This window comes from Phytohabitans sp. LZ39 (assembly GCF_059359075.1).
The window spans coordinates 27,786-48,439 of the sequence record NZ_JCADBM010000040.1; the positions used below are offsets into that span (position 1 = coordinate 27,786).

22 protein-coding genes are annotated in these 20,654 nt (G+C 69.2%); 7 read left to right on the plus strand and 15 right to left on the minus strand.

What is annotated here, in order from left to right; genetic code table 11:
* Positions 1-19: 19 nt before the first annotated feature.
* From AC5L36_RS43615 to AC5L36_RS43635, 5 genes are all read right to left on the minus strand, one after another.
* Positions 20-463 (minus strand): RNA polymerase sigma factor, encoded by a 444-nt coding sequence (locus AC5L36_RS43615; RefSeq protein ID WP_441217671.1) that lies wholly within the window; start codon positions 461-463, stop codon positions 20-22.
* Between the two features lie 99 nt (positions 464-562).
* Positions 563-2,134, minus strand: a complete 1,572-nt coding sequence (groL, locus tag AC5L36_RS43620) for a chaperonin GroEL (protein ID WP_441217669.1) — start codon at positions 2,132-2,134, stop codon at positions 563-565.
* A gap of 363 nt (positions 2,135-2,497) precedes the next feature.
* Positions 2,498-2,701 carry a cold-shock protein gene (locus AC5L36_RS43625; protein WP_441217667.1) on the minus strand — a complete coding sequence of 68 codons (204 nt, stop codon included), beginning with the start codon at positions 2,699-2,701 and terminating at the stop codon, positions 2,498-2,500.
* Positions 2,702-3,100: 399 nt separating this feature from the next.
* Positions 3,101-3,892, minus strand: coding sequence for a CDP-alcohol phosphatidyltransferase family protein (locus AC5L36_RS43630; RefSeq protein ID WP_441217665.1), 792 nt, complete (start codon positions 3,890-3,892; stop codon positions 3,101-3,103).
* Positions 3,893-3,968: 76 nt separating this feature from the next.
* Complete coding sequence (locus AC5L36_RS43635; RefSeq protein ID WP_441217735.1) at positions 3,969-4,592, minus strand: GTP cyclohydrolase II; 624 nt, start codon at positions 4,590-4,592, stop codon at positions 3,969-3,971.
* A gap of 109 nt (positions 4,593-4,701) precedes the next feature.
* Between AC5L36_RS43635 and AC5L36_RS43640 the strand changes: the two genes are divergently transcribed.
* Positions 4,702-5,043, plus strand: coding sequence for a COG4315 family predicted lipoprotein (locus AC5L36_RS43640; protein ID WP_441217663.1), 342 nt, complete (start codon positions 4,702-4,704; stop codon positions 5,041-5,043).
* A gap of 339 nt (positions 5,044-5,382) precedes the next feature.
* Here the strand turns inward: AC5L36_RS43640 and AC5L36_RS43645 are convergent, their stop codons facing one another.
* Together AC5L36_RS43645 and AC5L36_RS43650 are read right to left on the minus strand one after the other, a co-directional pair.
* Complete coding sequence (locus AC5L36_RS43645; RefSeq protein WP_441217661.1) at positions 5,383-6,018, minus strand: response regulator transcription factor; 636 nt, start codon at positions 6,016-6,018, stop codon at positions 5,383-5,385.
* Positions 5,970-7,226, minus strand: a complete 1,257-nt coding sequence (locus AC5L36_RS43650; protein WP_441217659.1) for a sensor histidine kinase — start codon at positions 7,224-7,226, stop codon at positions 5,970-5,972. Before AC5L36_RS43650 ends, AC5L36_RS43645 begins: the two co-directional genes overlap by 49 nt.
* A 158-nt stretch (positions 7,227-7,384) precedes the next feature.
* Here AC5L36_RS43650 and AC5L36_RS43655 point away from each other — a divergent pair, with 158 nt between their 5' ends.
* Complete coding sequence (locus tag AC5L36_RS43655; RefSeq protein WP_441217657.1) at positions 7,385-8,437, plus strand: fatty acid desaturase family protein; 1,053 nt, start codon at positions 7,385-7,387, stop codon at positions 8,435-8,437.
* A 28-nt stretch (positions 8,438-8,465) separates the two neighbouring features.
* Here the strand turns inward: AC5L36_RS43655 and AC5L36_RS43660 are convergent, their stop codons facing one another.
* Both AC5L36_RS43660 and AC5L36_RS43665 read right to left on the minus strand, forming a co-directional pair.
* Positions 8,466-8,798: a hypothetical protein gene (locus AC5L36_RS43660; RefSeq protein WP_441217655.1), complete on the minus strand. Its 333-nt coding sequence runs from the start codon at positions 8,796-8,798 to the stop codon at positions 8,466-8,468.
* Between the two features lie 582 nt (positions 8,799-9,380).
* The gene (locus tag AC5L36_RS43665) at positions 9,381-9,863 is read right to left on the minus strand and encodes a BON domain-containing protein (RefSeq protein WP_441217653.1); all 483 of its coding nucleotides are present in this window, start codon (positions 9,861-9,863) and stop codon (positions 9,381-9,383) included.
* Between the two features lie 271 nt (positions 9,864-10,134).
* Here AC5L36_RS43665 and AC5L36_RS43670 point away from each other — a divergent pair, with 271 nt between their 5' ends.
* Complete coding sequence (locus tag AC5L36_RS43670; RefSeq protein WP_441217651.1) at positions 10,135-10,974, plus strand: glycosyltransferase family 2 protein; 840 nt, start codon at positions 10,135-10,137, stop codon at positions 10,972-10,974.
* 7 nt (positions 10,975-10,981) lie between these two features.
* Here AC5L36_RS43670 and AC5L36_RS43675 read toward each other — a convergent pair whose 3' ends face one another.
* Positions 10,982-12,628 (minus strand): Na+/H+ antiporter, encoded by a 1,647-nt coding sequence (locus tag AC5L36_RS43675; RefSeq protein ID WP_494909862.1) that lies wholly within the window; start codon positions 12,626-12,628, stop codon positions 10,982-10,984.
* Positions 12,629-12,878: 250 nt separating this feature from the next.
* Complete coding sequence (locus AC5L36_RS43680; RefSeq protein ID WP_441217647.1) at positions 12,879-13,169, minus strand: hypothetical protein; 291 nt, start codon at positions 13,167-13,169, stop codon at positions 12,879-12,881.
* Here AC5L36_RS43680 and AC5L36_RS43685 point away from each other — a divergent pair.
* Positions 13,156-13,533 carry a hypothetical protein gene (locus AC5L36_RS43685; protein ID WP_441217645.1) on the plus strand — a complete coding sequence of 126 codons (378 nt, stop codon included), beginning with the start codon at positions 13,156-13,158 and terminating at the stop codon, positions 13,531-13,533. The two genes, AC5L36_RS43680 and AC5L36_RS43685, sit on opposite strands and share 14 nt — an antisense overlap.
* A gap of 446 nt (positions 13,534-13,979) precedes the next feature.
* Here AC5L36_RS43685 and AC5L36_RS43690 read toward each other — a convergent pair whose 3' ends face one another.
* Positions 13,980-14,654: a DivIVA domain-containing protein gene (locus AC5L36_RS43690; RefSeq protein WP_441217643.1), complete on the minus strand. Its 675-nt coding sequence runs from the start codon at positions 14,652-14,654 to the stop codon at positions 13,980-13,982.
* A 587-nt stretch (positions 14,655-15,241) separates the two neighbouring features.
* Between AC5L36_RS43690 and AC5L36_RS43695 the strand changes: the two genes are divergently transcribed.
* Positions 15,242-15,670, plus strand: coding sequence for a Fur family transcriptional regulator (locus AC5L36_RS43695; RefSeq protein WP_441217641.1), 429 nt, complete (start codon positions 15,242-15,244; stop codon positions 15,668-15,670).
* 22 nt (positions 15,671-15,692) lie between these two features.
* Complete coding sequence (gene katG, locus AC5L36_RS43700; RefSeq protein WP_441217639.1) at positions 15,693-17,969, plus strand: catalase/peroxidase HPI; 2,277 nt, start codon at positions 15,693-15,695, stop codon at positions 17,967-17,969.
* A 64-nt stretch (positions 17,970-18,033) separates the two neighbouring features.
* Here the strand turns inward: katG and AC5L36_RS43705 are convergent, their stop codons facing one another.
* Both AC5L36_RS43705 and AC5L36_RS43710 read right to left on the minus strand, forming a co-directional pair.
* The gene (locus AC5L36_RS43705) at positions 18,034-18,510 is read right to left on the minus strand and encodes a DUF488 domain-containing protein (RefSeq protein ID WP_441217733.1); all 477 of its coding nucleotides are present in this window, start codon (positions 18,508-18,510) and stop codon (positions 18,034-18,036) included.
* Between the two features lie 14 nt (positions 18,511-18,524).
* Entirely contained in the window at positions 18,525-18,926 is a 402-nt protein-coding gene (locus tag AC5L36_RS43710) for a RidA family protein (protein ID WP_441217637.1), read from the minus strand.
* A gap of 89 nt (positions 18,927-19,015) precedes the next feature.
* On the opposite strand from AC5L36_RS43710, the gene AC5L36_RS43715 reads away from it, so the two are divergent.
* Positions 19,016-20,017, plus strand: coding sequence for a helix-turn-helix transcriptional regulator (locus AC5L36_RS43715; protein ID WP_441217635.1), 1,002 nt, complete (start codon positions 19,016-19,018; stop codon positions 20,015-20,017).
* 4 nt (positions 20,018-20,021) lie between these two features.
* On the opposite strand, the gene AC5L36_RS43720 is transcribed toward AC5L36_RS43715, so the two are convergent.
* Positions 20,022-20,654 (minus strand): non-reducing end alpha-L-arabinofuranosidase family hydrolase (locus AC5L36_RS43720; protein ID WP_494909864.1); only part of this gene is annotated, 633 nt, incomplete at its 5' end.

Sequence of the window (20,654 nt, forward strand, 5' to 3'; positions counted from 1 at the left end):
ACGTCCCGCACCACCGGGGTCAGGGGCGTCGACGCTGGTATGGGATGCCAGACCGATCCGGGTCGTTGCGTGGCCGGCGCCCCAGCAGTGCGGAGAGTTCCCGAAGGGTATGGCTGTCATGGTCGTCGCGTAGGGAGCTGGTAATGCCGGTGACGCGGAGCCGGTCGTCGGCGCGGCGGGCGGTGATCGCCGCGATCCAGGCGCGGTTGTCGATGCTGGCCGCGCCGACGTGGTGTCTGGCCATGTGCCACACCTCCACGAACGTCGACCGCGTCACGGCTCGGGCGTCGAGCGGACGCGGCAGCGCCCGGACGGCGTCGCGCCAGACCCGCAGGGCGAGAAGGGTGTACAGACGTCGAAACGCCACCCGGTCGCCGGCCGCGACCCGATCGACCAGCCCGTGCAGGCGGTCGCTGGCGCTCATTGTGGTGATGGCGTGTGTCGGCGTTACCGGCTCGAACATGTCCGGCTCCCGGTGCGTCTGGATGGCGGTGGACGCGCCGCCGGGGACTGGAGCGGCAACGAACCGGTAGACAATGACAGTACGCGCGTGCGGGCAGTGTCAGGGCTTTTCCGCGATGAGCACCTCGGTGGTGAGGAACAGCGCGGCGATTGACGCGGCGTTCTGGAGGGCGCAGCGGGTGACCTTGGTGGGCTCGACGATGCCTGCCTTGACCATGTCGACGTACTCGCCGGTCGCGGCGTTGAGGCCGTGGCCCGGTGGCAGGGTGGTGACTTTCTCGGCCACGACGGCGCCGTCGAGGCCGGCGTTGCTGGCGATCTGCTTGAGCGGCGCCGTGAGGGCGAGACGCACGATGTTCGCGCCGGTGGCGTCGTCACCGGTCAGGTCGAGTTTGTCCAGGGCGTGGGCCGCCGCGTTGGCCAACGCCACCCCGCCTCCGGGGAGCAGGCCCTCTTCGATGGCGGCCTTGGCGTTGCGGACGGCGTCCTCGATGCGGTGCTTGCGCTCGTTGAGCTCGACCTCGGTGGCCGCGCCGACCTTGATGACCGCGACGCCGCCGGCGAGCTTCGCTAGGCGCTCGTGCAGCTTTTCCCGGTCGTAGTCGGAGTCGGTGTTGTCGATCTCGAAGCGGAGCTGGGCGACCCGGCCGGCGATCGACTCGGCGTCACCGGCGCCGTCGACGATCGTCGTCTCGTCCGCGGTGACGACGACCTTTCGGGCCCGGCCCAGCATGTCCAGGCCGGCCTGGTCGAGTGCGATGCCGGCCTCGTCGCTGATGACCCGGCCACCGGTGAGGATGGCGAGGTCGGCGAGGGTCGCCTTGCGGCGGTCACCGAAGCCGGGTGCCTTGACGGCGAGTGACGCGAAGGTGCCGCGGACCTTGTTTACGACCAGGGTGGCGAGGGCCTCGCCTTCGACATCCTCGGCGATGACCACCAGCGGCTTGCCAGTGCGTGTGACCTCTTCCAGGACCGGGAGCAGGTCGCTCAGACGCGAGACGCGGTGGTCGACGATGAGCAGGTACGGATCGTCGAGGACGGCTTCCATCCGTTCGGTGTCGGTGGCGAAGTACGGCGAGATGTAGCCCTTGTCCAAGCGCATGCCCTCGGTGAGCTCAAGCTCCAGGCCGAAGGTGTTGCTCTCCTCGACGGTGATGACGCCTTCCTTGCCGACCTTGTCCATCGCCTCCGCGACGATCTCCCCGATAGCCGGGTCGGCGGCGGAGATCGAGGCGGTCGCGGCGATCTGCTGCCTGGTCTCCACCTCATGGGCCTGGTTCCTCAGCGCCTCCACCACCGCTGCGACGGCGGCCTCGATGCCACGTTTGAGCGCGATCGGGTTGGCACCGGCGCCGACGTTGCGCAGTCCCTGCCGTACGAGTGCCTGGGCCAGGACAGTGGCGGTCGTGGTGCCGTCGCCGGCAACGTCATCGGTCTTCTTGGCGACTTCCTTGACCAACTCGGCGCCCAGCTTCTCGTACGGGTCGTCGAGCGTGATCTCCTTGGCGATGCTGACCCCGTCGTTGGTGATCGTGGGCACCCCCCACCCGGCGTCGAGCACGACGTTGCGACCCTTCGGGCCCAGGGTCACCTTCACCGTGTCCGCCAGGATGCTCATGCCGCGTTCCAGGCCGCGACGGGCCTCGTCACCGAAAACGATCAACTTGGTCATCTGCGTCGTCCTCTGCTCCTCGTGCCGAGTGGCACTGGTCGGACCGACCTGCGATGACCGCCGCACGGTGCCCCGGATCGGGGTCTCATCCCATTCGGTTAGCACTCAGATAATGCGAGTGCTAATCACAGTCCACCACCGTTCCCCTTGGAACGCAAGTGACGGGGCTGACCTGGGTAGCGTGGCTCATGGTGCTCTACGGCAGGGGCGTCGCCGCCATCGAGGTGGCTTCGCGCGGAGCGATCCTGTAATCGGCCGTTGAACACAGCTACAGCCCCCCGACCGGGTTGCCGGATGAGGGGCTGCAGGCTTGACGGGTGCGACCTCGCGTCGTTACGGGGCCGTACCCGGGTCCTCGGAGCTTTACAGGGCCTTGACGTACTCGGCCTGCGGGCCCTTGGGGCCCTGGGCGATGTCGAACTCGACCCGCTGGTCCTCGGCCAGGCTGCGGAAGCCCGCCGTTTGGATGGCGGAGAAGTGGACGAAGACGTCAGTGCCTCCGCCGTCGACCATGATGAAGCCGAAGCCCTTGTCGTCGTTGAACCATTTCACAGTGCCCTGTGCCATGTAGTGCCTTCCTGGAGGAGATGGGACGCGAACCGCGTCGCGGTCCGCCGGCCGGTTGTCGCAGCGGCGGTACCGCACCATCTCAACCAAGAAACAGCGGCACGCCCGCGGAATCCGCAGGCGTGGACAGGTAAACCACGAACACAGAAACGTTCGACCACCCGGTACAACCGGCTCGCCCGACCGCGCATTCCCGCGGGCTCCCGTGGTGACGCCGGTCACCGCCGACGCCGGATCTCCCGGTCGTTCGACGTGGCGATCTGCCTTGGGCTCGCCGTTACGATCTGAGCGATTCCACACGTGCGGTCTTGTCGTCGGCGCGGGAGGGTCCACGACGCGTCGGCGCGGCGCGCGTGTGGGTCAGCCGCTGCCGGCTTGTCCAGCCGGTCACGTCTGTGGCTAGGAGGGCGAGTCGTCTCGGCCGGCGACCATGCCGGCCGAGAGCAGGGGTTGCCCGTCCCAGGCGAGGGAGCCGGCCGAGACTGGGAACGCGAGGCGGCCCAGTGTGGTGAGGTGGGTGCCACGTTGGGCGGCGAGCCAGACGACGTCCCGCCCGAAGGATTCGACAAGCAGGGCCAGCGCCGCGCCGAGAGCGATGTGCATGAGCGAGGTGGGGAAGATCCCGGTCGCGGCGCATGTGAGAACGATGCCTTGGACCACGGCGACGACCTTGCGCCAGTACCGGTACGGAACTCGGCCGTGCAGCCAGGGCAGTGCCCAGCCGGCGGCGGCATACAGGTAGCGCATCAGGCCGATTGTGGCGATCCACGCGCCGGCCGACCGGGCGACGTAGATGGCGAGTACCAGCAGGAGGAAGGAATCGACCTCCATGTCGAACCGAGCGCCGAGTGGCGACGCGGTGCCGGTGCGCCGGGCGATCCAACCGTCGACCGCGTCGAGAAGTAGCGCGAGCGCCGCGATCGCGACGATCATCCGGACCGATCCGGGGACGGATGCCGACAGTGCCAGAACCGCGCCGACGAGGATCGCGCGGGTCAGGGTGATCCAGTCGGCCGGGCTTAGCCGGCCCTGCTCGGACCGGCGCAGGCCATGGGTCAGCAGGCCGGTCAGCGCCATCGCGTACCCGAGGCCGAGCACCCAGCCCGCCCGTGTCAGGCCGACCAACCCGGCCAGAGCGAGGAGCACACCGGTCTGTACAGCGAGCCCACTGACCGGGCCGGTCCACAACACTTGGCAAATCCCTTCGCATGGGCGGGTGGCGATGGCCACGGGCAGCCGGACCGCACGCTTATTTCCATCAGGAGACCTACCCGCGGTCGCAGATGGTCGTCGGGATCATGTGGCCGCCGAGCTTGGCCTTGGCGGCCAGATATCCGGCGTTGGCGACGGATACGTGAACCCCGGTCGGCACCTGCTCGGTGACGGCGATGCCGAGCCGGTCCAGCTGTCTGGCCTTGTCCGGGTTGTTGCTCAGTAGTGCGATCTGGCCAGCGTCGAGTGCGTGCAGCATCTGGGCGGCGACGGTGTAGTCCCGTTCGTCCTCGGCATGCCCCAGGGCGAGGTTCGCCTGGTAGGTGTCCAGCCCGGTGTCCTGGAGCGTGTAGGCCTCAAGCTTGGCGTACAGGCCGATACCGCGGCCTTCTTGCCGTAGATAAAGCAGATATCCGCCCGCGGCGGTGATCCGCTCGGCCGACTCACGCAGCTGCGGTCCGCAATCGCAACGCTGGCTGCCGAACACGTCGCCCGTCAGGCACTCGCTGTGCGGGCGGACCAGCGGCGGCTGGCCGGATCGGATCGTGCCCAGCCGCAGCGCCACATGCTCGCGCCCGTCCACCAGCCCGGTGAACGTGAAGAGCCTTGCCAAAGTGGTGTAGCCATCGACGAAACGCAGCGGAACGGTGACCTCAATTCGGATGCCGGCGGTAGGGATCACGCGAACCCTCCGGACGCGGCGCGTCGAGACGAAACCGCGCGCATCATGAGGACGACATCGCCGATCCCGCTCGCCTCGGCGACGACGGCCCGCTGCCAGAGGTGGGATGGGCACCGGCCACACCGTGGTCGACCGCCGGGCCGGCATCGGGAATAGGCGCAAACCCTGTACACAGCCACGATGCTCGGTCCAGTCCCGGTGCTACTCCGCGCCTTTTGACACAGATCAGAAGAGAGCCGGCCCACACCCTCACTGTCGTTCACGCGATCGCACGCGGCATCGTAGCGCTGAGCGCGGGTATGGCCGCCATCCTCGGCGCCACGCCGGAGCCCTTCGGCGCAGCTGGCCGTTGTACCGGTTCGTCGGCGACAAGAAAGCCGGCGATGTCACCGGCGAGAACGTCGTCGGTAGATGGTCGGCCGTTGCAAGGACGGCAAGCCACTGGTGAAGAAGTAGCGCTGGCAGATTGAGGGATTACCCCAATTGCTGCGTGCCAGCAGGTTACCGATGCTGGAAAGGCAAGGGCACTCCCTCCAGTACGTGGGGCAGCCGGGATCCCCCGAACGCCGGCTGCCCCGCATCTGCCCCCGGGGCGCCGGATCGTTGAACCAGGCGGCCGCCCCCTGGTTGCTGTGCCGGCACCGCAGGACGCTCTCGAGCCACGGACACCCTGGCCAGCTGCCGGCGGGTTTTCGGCAACGACCACCCGGCCACCGTGTACTCGGCGGCCAGGTCATGAGGGCGGCAACGGGCCGTCGTATTCGGTGTCTGGTGTCCGTTCCAGCCGTCAGGCGTTGAGGTAGGCCAGGACGGCGAGGACGCGGCGGTTGTCGTCGTCGGAGGGTGGCATGTTCAGTTTGGTGAGGATGTTGTTGATGTGCTTGCTTACGGCCTTCTCGGTGATGCGGAGTTTGGCGGCGATCGCGGCGTTGGAGCGGCCTTCGGCCATGACCGCGAGCACTTCGCGTTCGCGTGCGGTGAGGACGGCGAGGGGCTCTCGGCGGTCGAGTAGCTGTGAGATCACTTCGGGGTCCATGGCGGTGCCGCCGCCGGCGACCCGGCGGACGGCGTCGACGAACTCCTCGACGTCGGACACGCGGTCTTTGAGCAGGTAGCCGACGCCGCCGCCGGGGGCGGTGAGCAGTTCGTGGGCGTACATGGGCTCGACGTGCTGGGAGAGCATGAGGACCGGGAGGCCGGGAATCTGGGCGCGGGCCGCGATCGCGGCCTGTAGGCCTTCGTCGGTGAACGTCGGCGGGAGGCGGACATCGATGATCGCCACCTGGGGTTGGTGGGAGATGAGGGCCGGGAGCAGGGCGGGGCCGTTGTCGACGGTCGCGACGACGTCGAAGTCGAACGCCCGCAGCAGGCGGGTCAGTCCGTCGCGGAGGAGGGCGTGGTCCTCGGCGATGACAACGCGCACGGCAGCTCCATGGTGATGACGGTGGGTCCCCCGGGCGGGCTGGACAGGGCCATCGTGCCATCGAACGCGGCGAGGCGCCGTTGAATGCCGTGCAGCCCGGTGCCGGTGGCGGGGTCCGCGCCGCCTGCGCCGTCGTCGGTGACCGTCATGGTCAGCGTCCCATCGGCGTGCCGTAGGGACACCGATCCGGTGTGGGCGCGGCTGTGCCGGACCATGTTGGTCAGTGCCTCGGCGACGGCGAAGTATGCGGCGGATTCGACGGGTGTGTCCGGTCGCCCGGGCAGGTCGACGTCGACGGTGATCGGTACCGGGAGGCTGAGCGCCAGCGCGCGGACAGCGCCGGCGAGTCCCCGTTCGGCGAGTACCGGCGGGTGGATGCCGCGGACGAGGTGCCGCAGCTCGACCAGCGCCGCGCCGCTGGATTCTCGTGCTTCGGCGAGCAGTTTGTGGGCCTGGGCCGGATTGCGGTCGATCAGGGTGTCGGCCAAGCCGATCACCATTCTGAGTGAGACGAGCCGGGCTTGGACGCCGTCGTGCAGGTCGCGTTCGATACGGCGCAGCTCGGCGGCCTGGGCGTCGACGGTGTCGGCGCGGGTGATGGTCAGCTGGGTGACGCGCAGCCGGAGTGCGGCGGTGGTGGTCGGCGCGAGCAGGAGCCGGGCGAAGAGGGCGTCGACACGGCGCAGCAACGGCGCGATCCGCAGGCCGACGGCGAGGATGATGGCGCCCTGGGGTATGCAGAGCAGGCCTTCGCTGAATGTGTCGATGGACCAGACCGCGCCGTAGCCGTACCAGCCGGTGCCGAGCCAGATCCACAACGGTGTCAACGTCAGGCCGGCCAGGCCGTACAGCGGCACGGCCACGGCGATCACGCCGAGCCCGAAGCTGACGATCGCGCCGGGCAGGAGCCAGGCCAGGTCGCGCCAGGTGGCTGGGTCCGTCACGATCCATCGGAAGCGCTGCCAGCCGCCGGCCATGGCCCGTTCCGGCGGCGGATGGTACGGGCGGGTCACCAGGACACCGGTCCGTGAGGCACGTCGGCGCTCGAGGTCGGCGCGCTTGCGGACCAGGGTCATCGTCCACGGTGTCAGCGCCAGGCCGAGAAACGGCACTGGCGCCAGGGCCAGCGCGACCACCGACACGGCGAGTAGCGGGATATTGGTGAACGCGAGACCGGTCGCGGCCATCCCGCCCAACACGGAGCGCACACCGTGCCTGCCCCATCCGCGCAGGCGAGCGCCGGTCCCTGGCATCTGCACAACCACATTGTGCCCACCGGCGGGCGAGTCGATGGTGGTGCTAGCACCACCACGCCGCAGGTCGTAGCGCTCCTGACGAGGCGGCCGGCAGCAGGTTTGATGGAACCATGACGATCACCGTGACGCCGTCGCGAACGGCGCCGACCGGCAGCGACTTCGCTGTGCTGTCCCGCCGGATCAACGGCGAGGGGCTGATGCAGCGCCGACCCGCCTACTACCTCGCGCGGCTGAGCGTGGTCACGCTCATGTTCCTCGGCGGTTGGATCGCGTTCTTCGCCATCGGTTCCTCCTGGTGGCAGATGATCACGGCTGTGTTCCTCGCCGTCACGTTTGCCCAGGTCGGGCTCGTGGCGCATGACCTGGCACACCGTCAGGTGTTTCGTACCAAACGCCCCGGCGAGGTCGCTGGACGGCTCGCCGGAAACCTCGGTATCGGGATGAGCTACGGCTGGTGGATGGACAAGCACACCCGCCACCACAACAACCCCAACCACGACGACCTCGATCCGGACGTCGCACCCGAGGTACTCATCTGGGCCACGGAGTCGGCGCTGGGCCGCCGTGGGCTGAAGGGTTTCATCACCCGGCACCAGGCCCTGCTGTTCTTCCCGCTGCTCACCCTGCTGGCCGCCGACCTGAAGATCTCCAGCGTCAAGGCCTTGCGAAACCGCACGGTGAAACACCGCCGCCTCGAGGCCGCGCTGCTGATCCTGCATGCCGCCGGTTACCTGTCGGCACTGCTGATTGTCCTCTCACCGGTGCAGGCCATCGCCTTCCTGCTCGTGCATCAGGCGCTGTTTGGCGTCTACCTCGGCATGACATTCGCACCCAACCACAAGGGCATGCCGCACCCGACCGGCGACGAAGACTTTTTGCGCAAGCAGGTGCTGACCTCCCGCAACGTTCGCGGCGGTTGGCTGACCGACGCGGCGTTGGGCGGCCTGAACTACCAGATCGAGCACCACCTGTTCCCCGCCATGCCCACCCCGAACCTGCGTAAGGCCCAGCCGATCGTGCGGGCATACTGCGCCGAAATCGGTGTCGCCTACGAACAAACCAGCCTCGTCACCTCGTACCGCCAGGCGCTGCGACACCTGCATGAGGTCGGTGCACCAGCCCGAGCCGAACGCGCGGCACGCCGAGCCGGCCGCACCCGCTGAACTCCCTACCTTGCTCAGGCGGTGCCGCCTACGGGCGGCGCGCGGTGCTGACGACCAAGGCGAGGATTTCGTGGCCGGTCATCCGGCTGCCGAGCAGTGGCCGTTGTATCGCGGTGCGGAGCTCGCTGGTTTCCAGAAAGACCGCCTTGCCGTCCGGCATCGTTTCGAAGCGTCCTGCCTCGGACAGGGTCCTGATGATCTCATCCTTGGGCCCGAGCCGCTGGGCGACCGCCGCCGCGTCGAGCAGCGCCATGCCGGCGTGCGCTGTTTCCTGGGCGTCGTTGACGTCGGCGGACAACGAGAAGGCGGCGGCCCTCTGGTGGAGGTAGTCGGCCAGCGCGGCGGCGCGAGCATCCGTCATGCTGGCGCCCAGCCCGACGATGCGGTTGCGGCGGCGCGGTCAGCTTCGGTCGGGCGCGAGACGGACATGGGCATCCCCTTTAAGGGCCGGTGTGGCGGGCACCTCAGAGCTGGGATGTGGTCGCTTCCGGCGACCTTTCACAGTACGCCAGTTCGGTCCGGATCAGGCGGTTCGGGAGGTCGCCTCCGGCCGCGCCGGCCGGCGTTGAAATCCGGCGCCGCTTTCTGCGGCCGGTCGACAAGTCCGACATTGTTGACGTACGTCACAGTTGGGAGCGGCGTAGGCTCATGGCGTTGCCCGGCCGGCGACGCGGCAGTAGTTGTGGTCGGGCGATACGGGATCCGGAGCTTCGGTTCGAAGCGCCGGATCCCCGGATCTTCGCCAGGTGTAGGGTGGTGGCGAAGTCGCCAGGCGGGTACACCGGTCGATCGCGCGCCGCTCATCGGCGGCAGGTGCGGCGGCGAACTGGAGACCAGCGATCGCCTGAGGCGTACGACTCGGTGAGGCGCCGGCACCAGGGACCTGGCGACTTGGGCTTGCCACAGCCCCGACTTCGTACGGGCGCCGTCGCTGAGCGAGCCGTCAGCTCGACCGCCGGTTGCCATCCACAGGCGGCTTGGCGACGCGGACGTCGTTGCACAGACCGACGATCCCCGGCAGATTTTGGACCGCGCGTGCGGCAGCGTCCCGCTGCCCGGTCACGGCCACCGCGCCGGAGAGTGTGAGCACACAGCCACGCACGCCGGCCCGGACCGCGCCCGCGGGAACGGCGGCGTCCGTGGCCAGCAGCCGGTTGGCGAGTGTGGTGAGGTCGGCGTCGGAGGCGCCGGGGGTGCCCGGCTCGCGCACGACCATCTCGTCGGCGACCCCGCGTACACCGAGCACGCCCATCGCCGCCTGCCTGGTCCGCAGGCGTTCGGCGGTGCTGCCCACCTCGCCGAAGAGCATCACCATCCCGCCCCGGACCGAGACGCCGACGTGCGCGGTCTCGCCGGCCATGCGCTCCAGTAGGTCGGCGATGCCGGCTTGAAGGTCCCGGTCCGTCCCGTGCGAGGTCTGCGCCATGAGCTTAACGATGGACCCCTGCGGGCAAATGCGCCAGGGCCGCCGCCCGAGAGTGTTCTCGGCGTACCGGTGGCATAGGCTGTTGGCACGGTAGCCGGCCCGGACCTCGCTGGGATCGCCGATGCGCGTCGCCATTCCGCCGCCGACCAGTGTGCCGCCACCGACCGAGGATCGCTGAGGCGATCGCAAAGGGGAGGCGGCCCTCCCTCTGACCTGTGCCCTGGTACTTCCCAGATCCGCTGTGATTCGCCCATCGATGGAGGCACGGTCTGTGTTCACGTTCGTGATTCCCGCGCGCAACGAGGAAGAGAACATCGCCACGATCGTCGGCCAGGCGTGCGTGGCCGCGCAGCCGGGCGACCGGGTTCTCGTGGTGGACAGCGCGTCGAGCGACGCTACGGCGCGGCGGGCGGAGGCGGCGGGCGCCGAGGTGCTTCGCGGGCCCCGCGGCAAGGGAGCGGCCATGGCGGCGGCGATCGCCGGTAGCACCTCGCCGTGGCTCTGCTTCCTGGACGCGGACCTGGTTTCGTCCGATGCCAACGTGCCGGCGACGTTGCGGCAGGCGGCTGTGTCGGGCACCGCCGACCACATCGTGGGCGACTATGAGTACGCGGACGTGGGGACGATCCTGAGCAGCACGTTCACCATCTACGAGCCGTTGGTGGCCGAGTTCTTCCCGGAGGTCGGTAGCTTGGGCGCCAACTCGCTCACCGGGTACCGGGCGATCCGCCGCCGCTTCCTCGACGGGGTGCTGCCGACTCACTTCGGCGTCGAGTCACACCTCAACATCTCGATCGCCGTGGCCGGTGGCACCGCGACGGTGTGCCAACTGGGGGTCATCGCCAGCCGGTTCAGGTACAAGCCGGACATGTGCCGGGAGATCGCCGGGTCGCTGCTGGATCTGGCGGTCGCCCACGACCGGCTTGACCCCGCCGAACGGTCAAGCTGGAACAGCTGGGTCGATGGGGGCGCGGACGCCGTCGCCGCGGTCACGGCCACGGCTGGCCGGTCGGCCGCGCTGGCACGGCTCTTCGCGGCGGTGCGCCGACCGATGCCGTCTCGCGTGTCCCGCGCCAGCCTGCTGGCGGCGCCCGAGCCGGCGCCGGCCTGACGCACAGTCAGCGGCGTGCCGGCCGGTCGGGTAGTAGTCGTTCTTCGTGGTCGAGTTCGCGTTCCAGAGTCCGCAGGCCGTCGTCGGGCAGGCGGCCGGCATCCCGCCACCGCAGGAGCTCCTCGCGTTGGGCGTCGATCGCCACGCGGCGTACGTGCAGTGCGGCTTCGTAGCGCGGCGACACGGGTAGGTCGGTGGAGTCGCTCTCGCGGAGCAGGTCGAGCCGGCCCTGGTAGCGGGCCAGCCGGGCGCGTAGCTGCGTGCGCGTCGCCTCGATCACATCGGTGTGGATGTCGTCGTGTTCCTCGGCTTCCACGTCGTCGAGCGCGGCGAGCGCGGCCTCGACGGAAGCCGCACGCGCCTCGTTGCGCTGGCGGGCCTGGTCGGCCTCGTCCGCGCGCAGCCCGAGGGCGCGGGCGATCGGTGCGAACGTGAGGCCCTGACCGACGAGGGTGGCGAGCACGACGACGAACGTGCAGAACAGCAGCAGGTCGCGGTCCGGAAACGGGGCTCCGCTGTCGGTGGTCAGCGGGAGGGTGAAGATGGCCGCCAGGCTGATCACGCCGCGGGTGCCCGACCAGCTCAGGACGAGCACCTCCCGGCCGTTCAGCCGCTGGCTCTGGCGCTCGCCGGCCGCTTCGCTACCCAGCCAGGTGTGGAGTGAACGGGGTAGGGACTGGGTCAGCATCAGCCACAGTGGACGCAGCAGCAGGACGACGCCGACCGTGATCGCGACCGCGATGACGATGGTGGAGGTGTCGTATCTCGCGAGCCCGCGTACGACCGCGGGAAGTTGTTGCCCGATCAGCAGGAACACGAAGCCTTCGAGCAGGAAGTCGACCAGTCGCCAGACGGCACTGGTTTGTAGCCGGCTCGCGCCCGACGTCGACCGCGGCCGCTGGTGTCCGACGATCAGCCCCGCGACGACCACCGCCAGCACGCCGGAGACGTGAATCTGTTCCGCCAGCAGGTAGGCGGCGAACGGGGTGGCCAACGAGACGGCGTTGACCATCAAGGGATCGCCACTCAGCGGCCGCGACAGCAGGCGGACGGCGAACGCGACCAGCATGCCCACAGCGACGCCGCCCGCTGCCGCGAACAGGAACAGGCGAAGCGTGGACGGGACCGAGAAACCGTCACCGGTCGCCGCCGCGACGGCGACGCTCAGGATCGTCAGCGCGGTGGCGTCGTTCAACAGCCCCTCACCCTGGATGAGGGTAAGGAGCCTGGGCGGCAGCCCCACCCGGCGCCCGACCGCCAGCGCGGCCACCGGATCCGGCGGCGCGACCGCCGCACCGACCGCGATGCCGGCGGCCACGGTCGCGCCGGCGACGAACCAGGCGAAGCCGAAGCCGATCACCAGCGCATTGAGCAGGACCAGGACCACCGAAAGGCTCACCACGGTGCGCATGTTGCGGCGAATCGCCAGCAACGAGGAGTCCAGAGCGGCGCTGTACAGCAGCGGCGGGAGCACAAACGTCAGGATGATGTCCGGATCGAGCGCGACGTTCGGCCCGGGCAGCAACGCGTATGTGATGCCGACGAGCGGGAGCAGCGCCGCGGCCGGCAAGCCGATCCGGTCGGCGACCCACCGCACCACGACGATCACCGCGACAGCGGCCAGGACGAAAAGCAGAATCGACTCGACGCTCACGACGCCCATTCTCCGGACTACCTATCCGGCGGTAGGTTCCAACTCGCGTGTGGCGACGCCGCTGAGCGCGGTCCGGACTCAGCCGGTGCCCGACCGGCACCGCCGAGAACGCGGGGGAAGCCGAAGACGCCCCCGCGGGCGCCACTCCAGTTCGGTCCATATAGGACGTGCATAGCCCGGTGTTGGACATTTCCCGGCGGGCCGGCCGAGGAAGCGACCTGATATCGGACAGCGACCGCGGCCGGGGCTGTCATGCGCCGCCTTGATCTGCCTCCCGCTCAAGGGTGTCGAAGTCGCTCTCCGCCACCGTCGCCTGCTCGGGGGTAAGGGTCCCATGCCGGAGGGCAGCGATCCACCGCACCAGCTGGGCTGCCGATATGCCCTGATTTCGCTGAAGGTTTTCGAGGACCCGCCGCACACGTGTCGGCTGAAGATCGCCCGGCGTTTCGGCTTCGGTCAGCCGCACCTGGAGTTCGTCGAGGTGGGCACCTTCCTCCGCGGGAGCTTGCCCTCCCCGGCGATAGCGGATGACCGCCGCCACACCCGCCGCCGCCAAGGTGGCAACGGCGACGCCGGCCAACACTCGGCTGGTTGTCTTTGACATGGCCGCTCCCGCGTGCATGAACAGGGTGTCGACGGCCTGCCGGCACCGCCTCGACCGAGGGGTTAGGTTCGACGTTATGGCAACTGTAGTGCTTCGCGTCCGGCTCACCGGCGGCGAGCGTATGGACATCACCTACGAAGAGCCTCAGACCACCGACGAGGACGAGCTGGTCGAACATGTCGTTTCGACCCTTGCCGAGCAGTCCGGCGTGCTTCGCAGTAGGCACGGCGACCGGCTCGTGATTCTCTACGGCAGGGGGGTGGCGGCCATCGAGGTGGCACCGCGCGGAGCGGTCCTGTAGTAGTCCGCTCTTGGCCCCGACCTCACGTGAGCGGATTGCGCGTACCGTTGGGTTCTCGGGGTACGCGAGGCGTACACCCAACCCGCCCGGATTGCAATTTCGCGAGGTCCGGGGCCTATCCATCGGTCTCGCAATTGGAGCGCAAATGACTGGTAAGGCGACACCCGAGCCCGCCCTCGAGGCGCCTTCTTCCGACGGAGAGCTTTTCCGGCCGGCGCCGCACGCGGACACGTCGGGACCGCGCCAAGCCGTTCCAGACGAGAGCGAGGCCGCGATGAAGCGACTTCGGACACCTTTTGACGTCGGCCCGGTCGACGGGGCCGAAACCGGCGGCTGAGGTCGCGGGCTCAGCTGCCGCTGTCCTGGTCGCGCCGGGTGGCGGCAGGGGCGTGGGAGGCCGCGGGGCACGCGCACCCGTGGATGGACCTGCGGCCGCGTTCGGACCGTCAGGGTTTGAGCTCGTCGCTCCCGTCCACCTCGCGCAGCTGGCTTTCGACATGTGCCGCCAGCCGTGACCGGTACTCCTGCTCAAATGCCTCAAGATCCTCGAGCTGGTGCTGGGCCGCGGTGCGCTCGGCCTCTAGGCCGCTCATCGCGTCGTCGTGGCGCTGTCGTGCGCCCCGCTCCAAGGCATCGGCATCGGCCAGTGCGTCGCCGGTAATCTGCCGCGCCGTCGAGCGGGCGTCGGACAACACGTCGCGGGCCTCGCGATGGGCTTCGTCGAGGTGAGTGTCGGCGGTGCGCTCAGCCATCATCAGCATCTGGGATGCCTGCTCACGGTCGCGGGCGGCCACTGCGCCGGTCTGTGCGCGTGCCTGCCCCAGCTCGGCCTGCGTCGCACGGGCGACCTGCTCCGCGGATGCCTTTTCCCGGTGGACGCGGTCGAGTTGGGCGGTCAACTCGTTCAAGGCGGTGGCCAGCTGTTGGTCGGTGTCCGCGCCGGCCTGTGCGCGGTCCCGCGTCATCAGGATGCGCAGGTCGTTGTTCGCCTCGATCAGGCGGATGAGCTCCTGTTCGAGTTCGTCCAGGAAGGCATCGACGTGTTCCTCGTCGTAGCCGCGTTTGCCGATGGAAGGCTTCTTGAAAGCGACGTTGTGAACGTCGGCCGGGGTGAGTGACATCGAGACTCCTTGGGTTGGTGCGGCCCGCGCGTCGACTGGTCACCCGTTCCTTCCATGATCACGCCGCACCACGAGCCGTTAGCACGACAGAACCCAGGTCACACCCGACACTACCAAGCGGATGGGTCCCCCGCTTTCGCGGAGCGCGGCCACCTGACCGAGACCGGTCATCCGTTGGTCGCACGGCCTGGTCCGGCGGCATACCATTCCAGCCTGTTCGGCTGCCCAGCAACCGGTCCTCCTATATGGACGTCGAGGCCAGCGAGTGCATATGTCCTATATGGACAGACGTGACGACCGCTCGGCGCTCCCCGGGTGGGATGTGGGCTGTCGTTTCTGACCGCGCCGATGGGCGGTGCCGCGGGCTGGTCAGGCCGGCGTCGTACGCGGTGCCTGGTCGTCGGCCTGGACGACCCGCGCGGGCGCACAGCAGGACCGTGGCCAGAGGCCATGACGGTAGCCCGCGGTTTGGACCTCCTCGCGTGGGTATGCGGTGCACCATGGGTGTCGGGCGCCGCGCGGCGGCTGGTACCGGCAAGATCTGCCGGAAAACTTGAATCACTCCAGATTAGTGTTATGTTGATCGAGTGAACCCGGACTTCGAGGCGCGGCTGCGGGAAGCCTCGTTGCGCGTGACCCGGCCCCGGTTGGCGGTGCTGGCCGCGCTGCGTGACCACCCGCACGTCGACACCGACGCGGTGCTCGCGCTGGTCCGGGGCGATCACCCCGGGGTCTCCCGCCAGGCGGTCTACGACGTGCTGCGGGCGCTCACCGACGCCGGTCTGGTCCGGCGCATACAGCCCGCCGGTGCGACCGCCCGCTACGAGTCTCGGGTGGGGGACAACCACCACCACCTCGTGTGCCGCTCCTGCGGTGCGATCGCCGACGTCGAATGCGCTGCCGGGCGCGCTCCTTGTCTCACCGCCTCGGACGACCGCGGCTTCGTGGTCGACGAGGCGGAGGTCGTCTATCTGGGCACCTGCCCCGACTGTGCGACCAACCGCACGCCCAACTGACCGCCAGTTCGGAAGGAAGCAGATGAGCGACACCCAGGACAACGCCCCGGCCAGCGCGCAGGGCGTGGACGAGAAGGCGGCGGCCGGCTGCCCGGTCGCGCACGACTCCGTCACCGCGCACGGTAGCGAGAGCGAGAACCCGGCGATCGACTCGCCGACCCCGAAGACCGGTGGCCGCCCGCACACCAACCGGGACTGGTGGCCCAACCAGCTCGACCTTTCGGTGTTGCACGCCAACTCCGACAAGAGCGACCCGCTGGGGGAGGGGTTCAGCTACGCCAAGGAGTTCGAGAAGCTCGACGTCGAAGCCCTCAAGCGGGACATCACCGAGGTGCTCACCACCTCCCAGGACTGGTGGCCGGCCGACTTCGGTCACTACGGCGGCCTGATGATCCGGATGAGCTGGCACGCCGCGGGCACCTACCGCATCCATGACGGTCGTGGCGGTGCCGGCGACGGCGGTCAGCGCTTCGCCCCGCTCAACAGCTGGCCCGACAACGCCAACCTCGACAAGGCCCGCCGGCTGATGTGGCCGGTCAAGCAGAAGTACGGCCAGCAGATCTCCTGGGCCGACCTGCTCGTGCTCGCCGGCAACGTCGCCCTGGAGTCGATGGGCTTCAAGACCTTCGGCTTCGGCTTCGGCCGCGAGGACGTGTGGGAGCCCGAGGAGATCTTCTGGGGTCCGGAGGACACCTGGCTGGGCGACGAGCGCTACGTGTCCGACAAGGAGGTGGCCGAGGGTGTCGGCGCGACCGAGATGGGTCTCATCTACGTCAACCCGGAAGGCCCACGCGGCAACGCGGACCCAGCCGCCGCGGCCCACTTCATCCGCGAGACCTTCGGCCGGATGGCGATGAACGACGAGGAGACCGTCGCCCTCATCGCCGGCGGCCACACCTTCGGCAAGACCCACGGCGCCGGCATCGCCGACAACCATGTCGGCCCGGAGCCCGAGGGCGCCGAGCTGGAGGCGCAGGGCCTGGGCTGGCTGAGCACCCACGGCACCGGCAAGGGCGCCGACACGATCACCAGCGGCCTCGAGGTGACCTGGACCGACCAGCCGACGCGGTGGAGCAACCGCTTCTTCGAGATCCTCTTCGGCTACGAATGGGAGCTGACCACGAGCCCCGGCGGTGCCAAGCAGTGGGTCGCCAAGGACGCCGAGGCGATCATCCCGGACGCCTACGACCCGTCGAGGAAACACAAGCCGACGATGCTCACGACCGACCTGTCGCTGCGCGTCGACCCGGTGTACGAGAAGATCTCGCGCCGTTTCCTGGAAAACCCGGACGAGTTCGCGCTGGCCTTCGCCAAAGCCTGGTACAAACTGCTGCACCGCGACATGGGCCCGGTCAGCCGGTTCCTCGGGCCGTGGGTCGCCGAGCCCCAGCTGTGGCAGGACCCGGTGCCGGCCGTTACCCACGAGCTGGTGAGCGACGCCGACATCGCCGTCCTCAAGTCGAAGGTCCTGGAGTCCGGCCTGACGACCGCCCAGCTGGTTTCCACGGCCTGGGCCTCCGCCGCGAGCTTCCGCTCCACCGACAAGCGTGGCGGCGCCAACGGCGCCCGGATCCGTCTCGAGCCCCAGCGCGGCTGGGAGGTCAACCAGCCCGAGCGGCTCGCGACGGTCCTGGAGACTCTCGAAGGCATCCAGCGCGAGTTCAACGACGCCGGCGGCGCGAAGATCTCGCTGGCCGACCTGATCGTGCTGGCCGGCTCGGCCGCCGTCGAGAAGGCGGCGGGCGACGCCGGCTTCTCCGTGACGGTGCCGTTCCGCCCGGGCCGCACCGACGCCACTCAGGAGCAGACCGACGTCGAGACCTTCCGGGTCCTCGAGCCCCGGGCGGACGGCTTCCGCAACTACCTGCGCCCCGGCGAGAAGACCCAGCCGGAGGTGCTGCTCGTCGACCGTGCGTACATGCTCGACCTGACCGCGCCTGAGATGACGGTCCTGATCGGCGGCCTGCGCTCCCTCGGGGCCAACGTCGGAGACAGCCAGCACGGCGTCCTCACCGACCGGCCCGGCATGCTCACCAACGACTTCTTCGTCAACCTCCTTTCCCCGGGTACCCAATGGAAGGCGTCGAAGTCCGAGGAGCACGTGTACGAGATCCGCGACTCGGCCACCGACCAGCTGAAGTGGACGGCCACCGCGGTCGACCTCATCTTCGGCTCGAACTCGCAGCTGCGCGCCCTGGCCGAGGTCTACGCCAGCCAGGACGCTCGCGACAGGTTCGTCAACGACTTCGTCGCGGCCTGGACCAAGGTCATGGAGCTCGACCGGTACGACCTGGCCTGACCCGGCTCCAACCCTCGATCCCGGACGGGCTGGCGCCGGCCATTGGCGAGGCCCAGCCCGTCCATCACATCGGGCGCAGGTGTTCGATCGTGACGCGGTGCCGCTCGGTCAGCCGCTGAGCGATCAGCGAGCGGTGGCAGGCCTCGGGATCGCGCTCGACGCAGAGCAGCGCCGCTGTCCCACCGCTCGGCAGCGCCGACACGATCGGTGCGAGGTCGGCGCTGTCGAGGATCTCGGTGGTGTACCGGCGGGTGTACTCGGCGGCGAGCTCCCGCCGCGAGCGCTTGCCGACCCCGCGGCGGTCGTCCTCGGCGTACTGGAGCTGGCGTAGCTCGGTGGTCGGGGCGAGCTCAGGATGGTGCTCGTAGGCGATCCCGGCTTGGGCGAGGGCCGCCTGGAGCCGCCGCGAGTTCGCCCAGGCGTACTCCGGTCCGCGGACACCGCGGCGCTGGCGTACGTCGAGCAGCAGGCGGACGTCAGCGTGCCGCAGCCGCCGCAGGAAGGACTCGCGGTCGAAGCCGTAGACGCCGATCGTCACCATCCTGAGCACGGGAATCACGCGACGGCGGTCCCTTCGAGCTCGACCATCAGGGTGGGGATCGCCAGCCGGGTCACGCCCAGCATCGTGGTGGTCGGTGCCACCCGCGCGGCGCCCAACCTCGACGCCAGCACGCCGTAGTGCTGGAACAGCAGGTCGACGTCGGTGGTGTAGACGTTGAGCCGGACCAGGTCTGCCAGGGACATGCCGGCCTCGCCGAGAACCGCCTCCAGGTTGTCGACGCTGAGCGCCAACTGCGCCGCCATGTCTCCGTCGTGCTGGGGCTTGCCGTCTTCGCTCATCGCGGTTTGCCCGGAGCAGTACAGGGTCCGGGTGTGCCCGGAGACGACCTCACCCTGGTTGAATCCCATCTCCACCGACCAGGCCACCGGGTTGACCGCCGTTCGTTCCACTGCCACTTCAGCTCCGTTCGTCGTCGACGTTGTTGCTGATCAGCCTCCCAACGAATCACGACATCCTGTGTCGTGTATTCATGTAAAGTTTTCGGATGCGCGCCGACCGGCTGGTCTCGCTCGTGCTGCTGCTGCGCCAGCGCGGTCGGCTGTCCGCGGCCACGCTGGCCCGCGAGCTGGAGGTGTCCACCCGCACCGTGCTGCGGGACATCGAGGCGCTGTCCGCGGCCGGCGTCCCGGTGTACGCCGAACGCGGTCGGCACGGCGGGTTCGTGCTGTCGCCCGGCTTCCAGACCGAGCTCACCGGGCTCAACCACGACGAAGCGCTCGCCCTGCTGGTCGCCGGATCGCGCAGCGGCGCGCAGGCGTTCGGCCTCGGCTCGGCGCTCGCGTCGGGCATGCGCAAGGTGGTCGACGCGCTGCCCGAAAGCTATCGGGCCACCGCGGCCGGCGCCGCGCGGCGATTGCTCGTCGACCCGGAGACCGACCTCCTCTCGCGCCGGCTGGTCGCCGAGGAGGTGCCCGAGGCCGTCGTGGGGGAGGTCCGGCGCGCGGTGTTCGCGGGACTCAAGCTGCGCATCCACTACGCGGCGGTCGGCCAGGCGCCGAAGTGGCGCACGGTGGACCCGATCGGCCTTGTCACGGTCCGCGACCAGGCCTACCTGCTGGCGACGAGGTCCGGTGCCGACCGCACCTACCGGCTGTCGCGGGTGCTGGCCGCGGAGGCACTCTCCGAACCGGCGCAGCGGCCGGACCGGGTCGACCTGGACCAGATCTGGCGGGAACGCAGCACGCGGTTTCGGACCGGCGGCGATCAGGTCGCCGTGCGGCTTCGGGTGCACCCGGCGCGGCGGGAAACCCTTGTGGGCACGGCGCTTGCCGTCCTCGCCGAAGAGACCGACGCGGACGGCTGGCTGCGGATGGAGGTCACGTTCCAGGATTCGCGACACGCCGAGTGGGCGCTGTGGCAGCTCGCCACGAGCGCGGAAGCCCTGGCCCCGCAATGGTTGCGCACCTCGCTGCGCGACCGCGCCGTCGCGATCGCCGCCCGCTACGCCGACGGCGGGCCCGGTGGTGTGCCGGGCCCGCCGTCGTAGGTGTTCAGCGTTGCAGGGTCAGGAGGCCCGGTCGGTATGGGAGCAGGCCGTAGTCGCCGCCGGAGTTGGGGGCGCGGCCTTGGTAGAGCAGTTGGAGGTTGCAAGGGTCGACGGTCATGGTCTGGTCGGCGTTGCTACGGATCAGCTCGCCGTGACTGATGTCGTTGGTCCACGTCGCGCCGCTGTTGGCCTTGCCCGCGAACGGGTTGCTCTCACTGGCCGCCTGCGGCGTCCACGTCCCACCCAAGCTGGTCGCCGTGAACGAGCGGAAGTAGCGGCCCTGCGCGCCGATGGCTTCGACGATCATGAGGTATTGGGTTCGGCCCTGGAGTTTGTAGACCTGGACCGCTTCGAACAGGTTGTTCGTGGTGTCCGTCATGATCACCGTGGCCTGGCTGCCGAAGCTGCCCGGGAAGTTCCCGATCGGCATGCTGGCCCGGTAGATGCGGCCGTTGTCCCCGGCGAAGAACAGGTACATGTTGCTGCTGTCACCGATCAACGCCTGGTCGATCGGACCGGTGCTGGAGTTGGAGATGGTGGCGGTGGACAGCACCTGCTGCGACGACCAGCCATTCGGATTGGTCGGATCGCTGGAGGTGCGGTAGGAGAACGCGGTCCCACCCCACTGGTAGGCCAG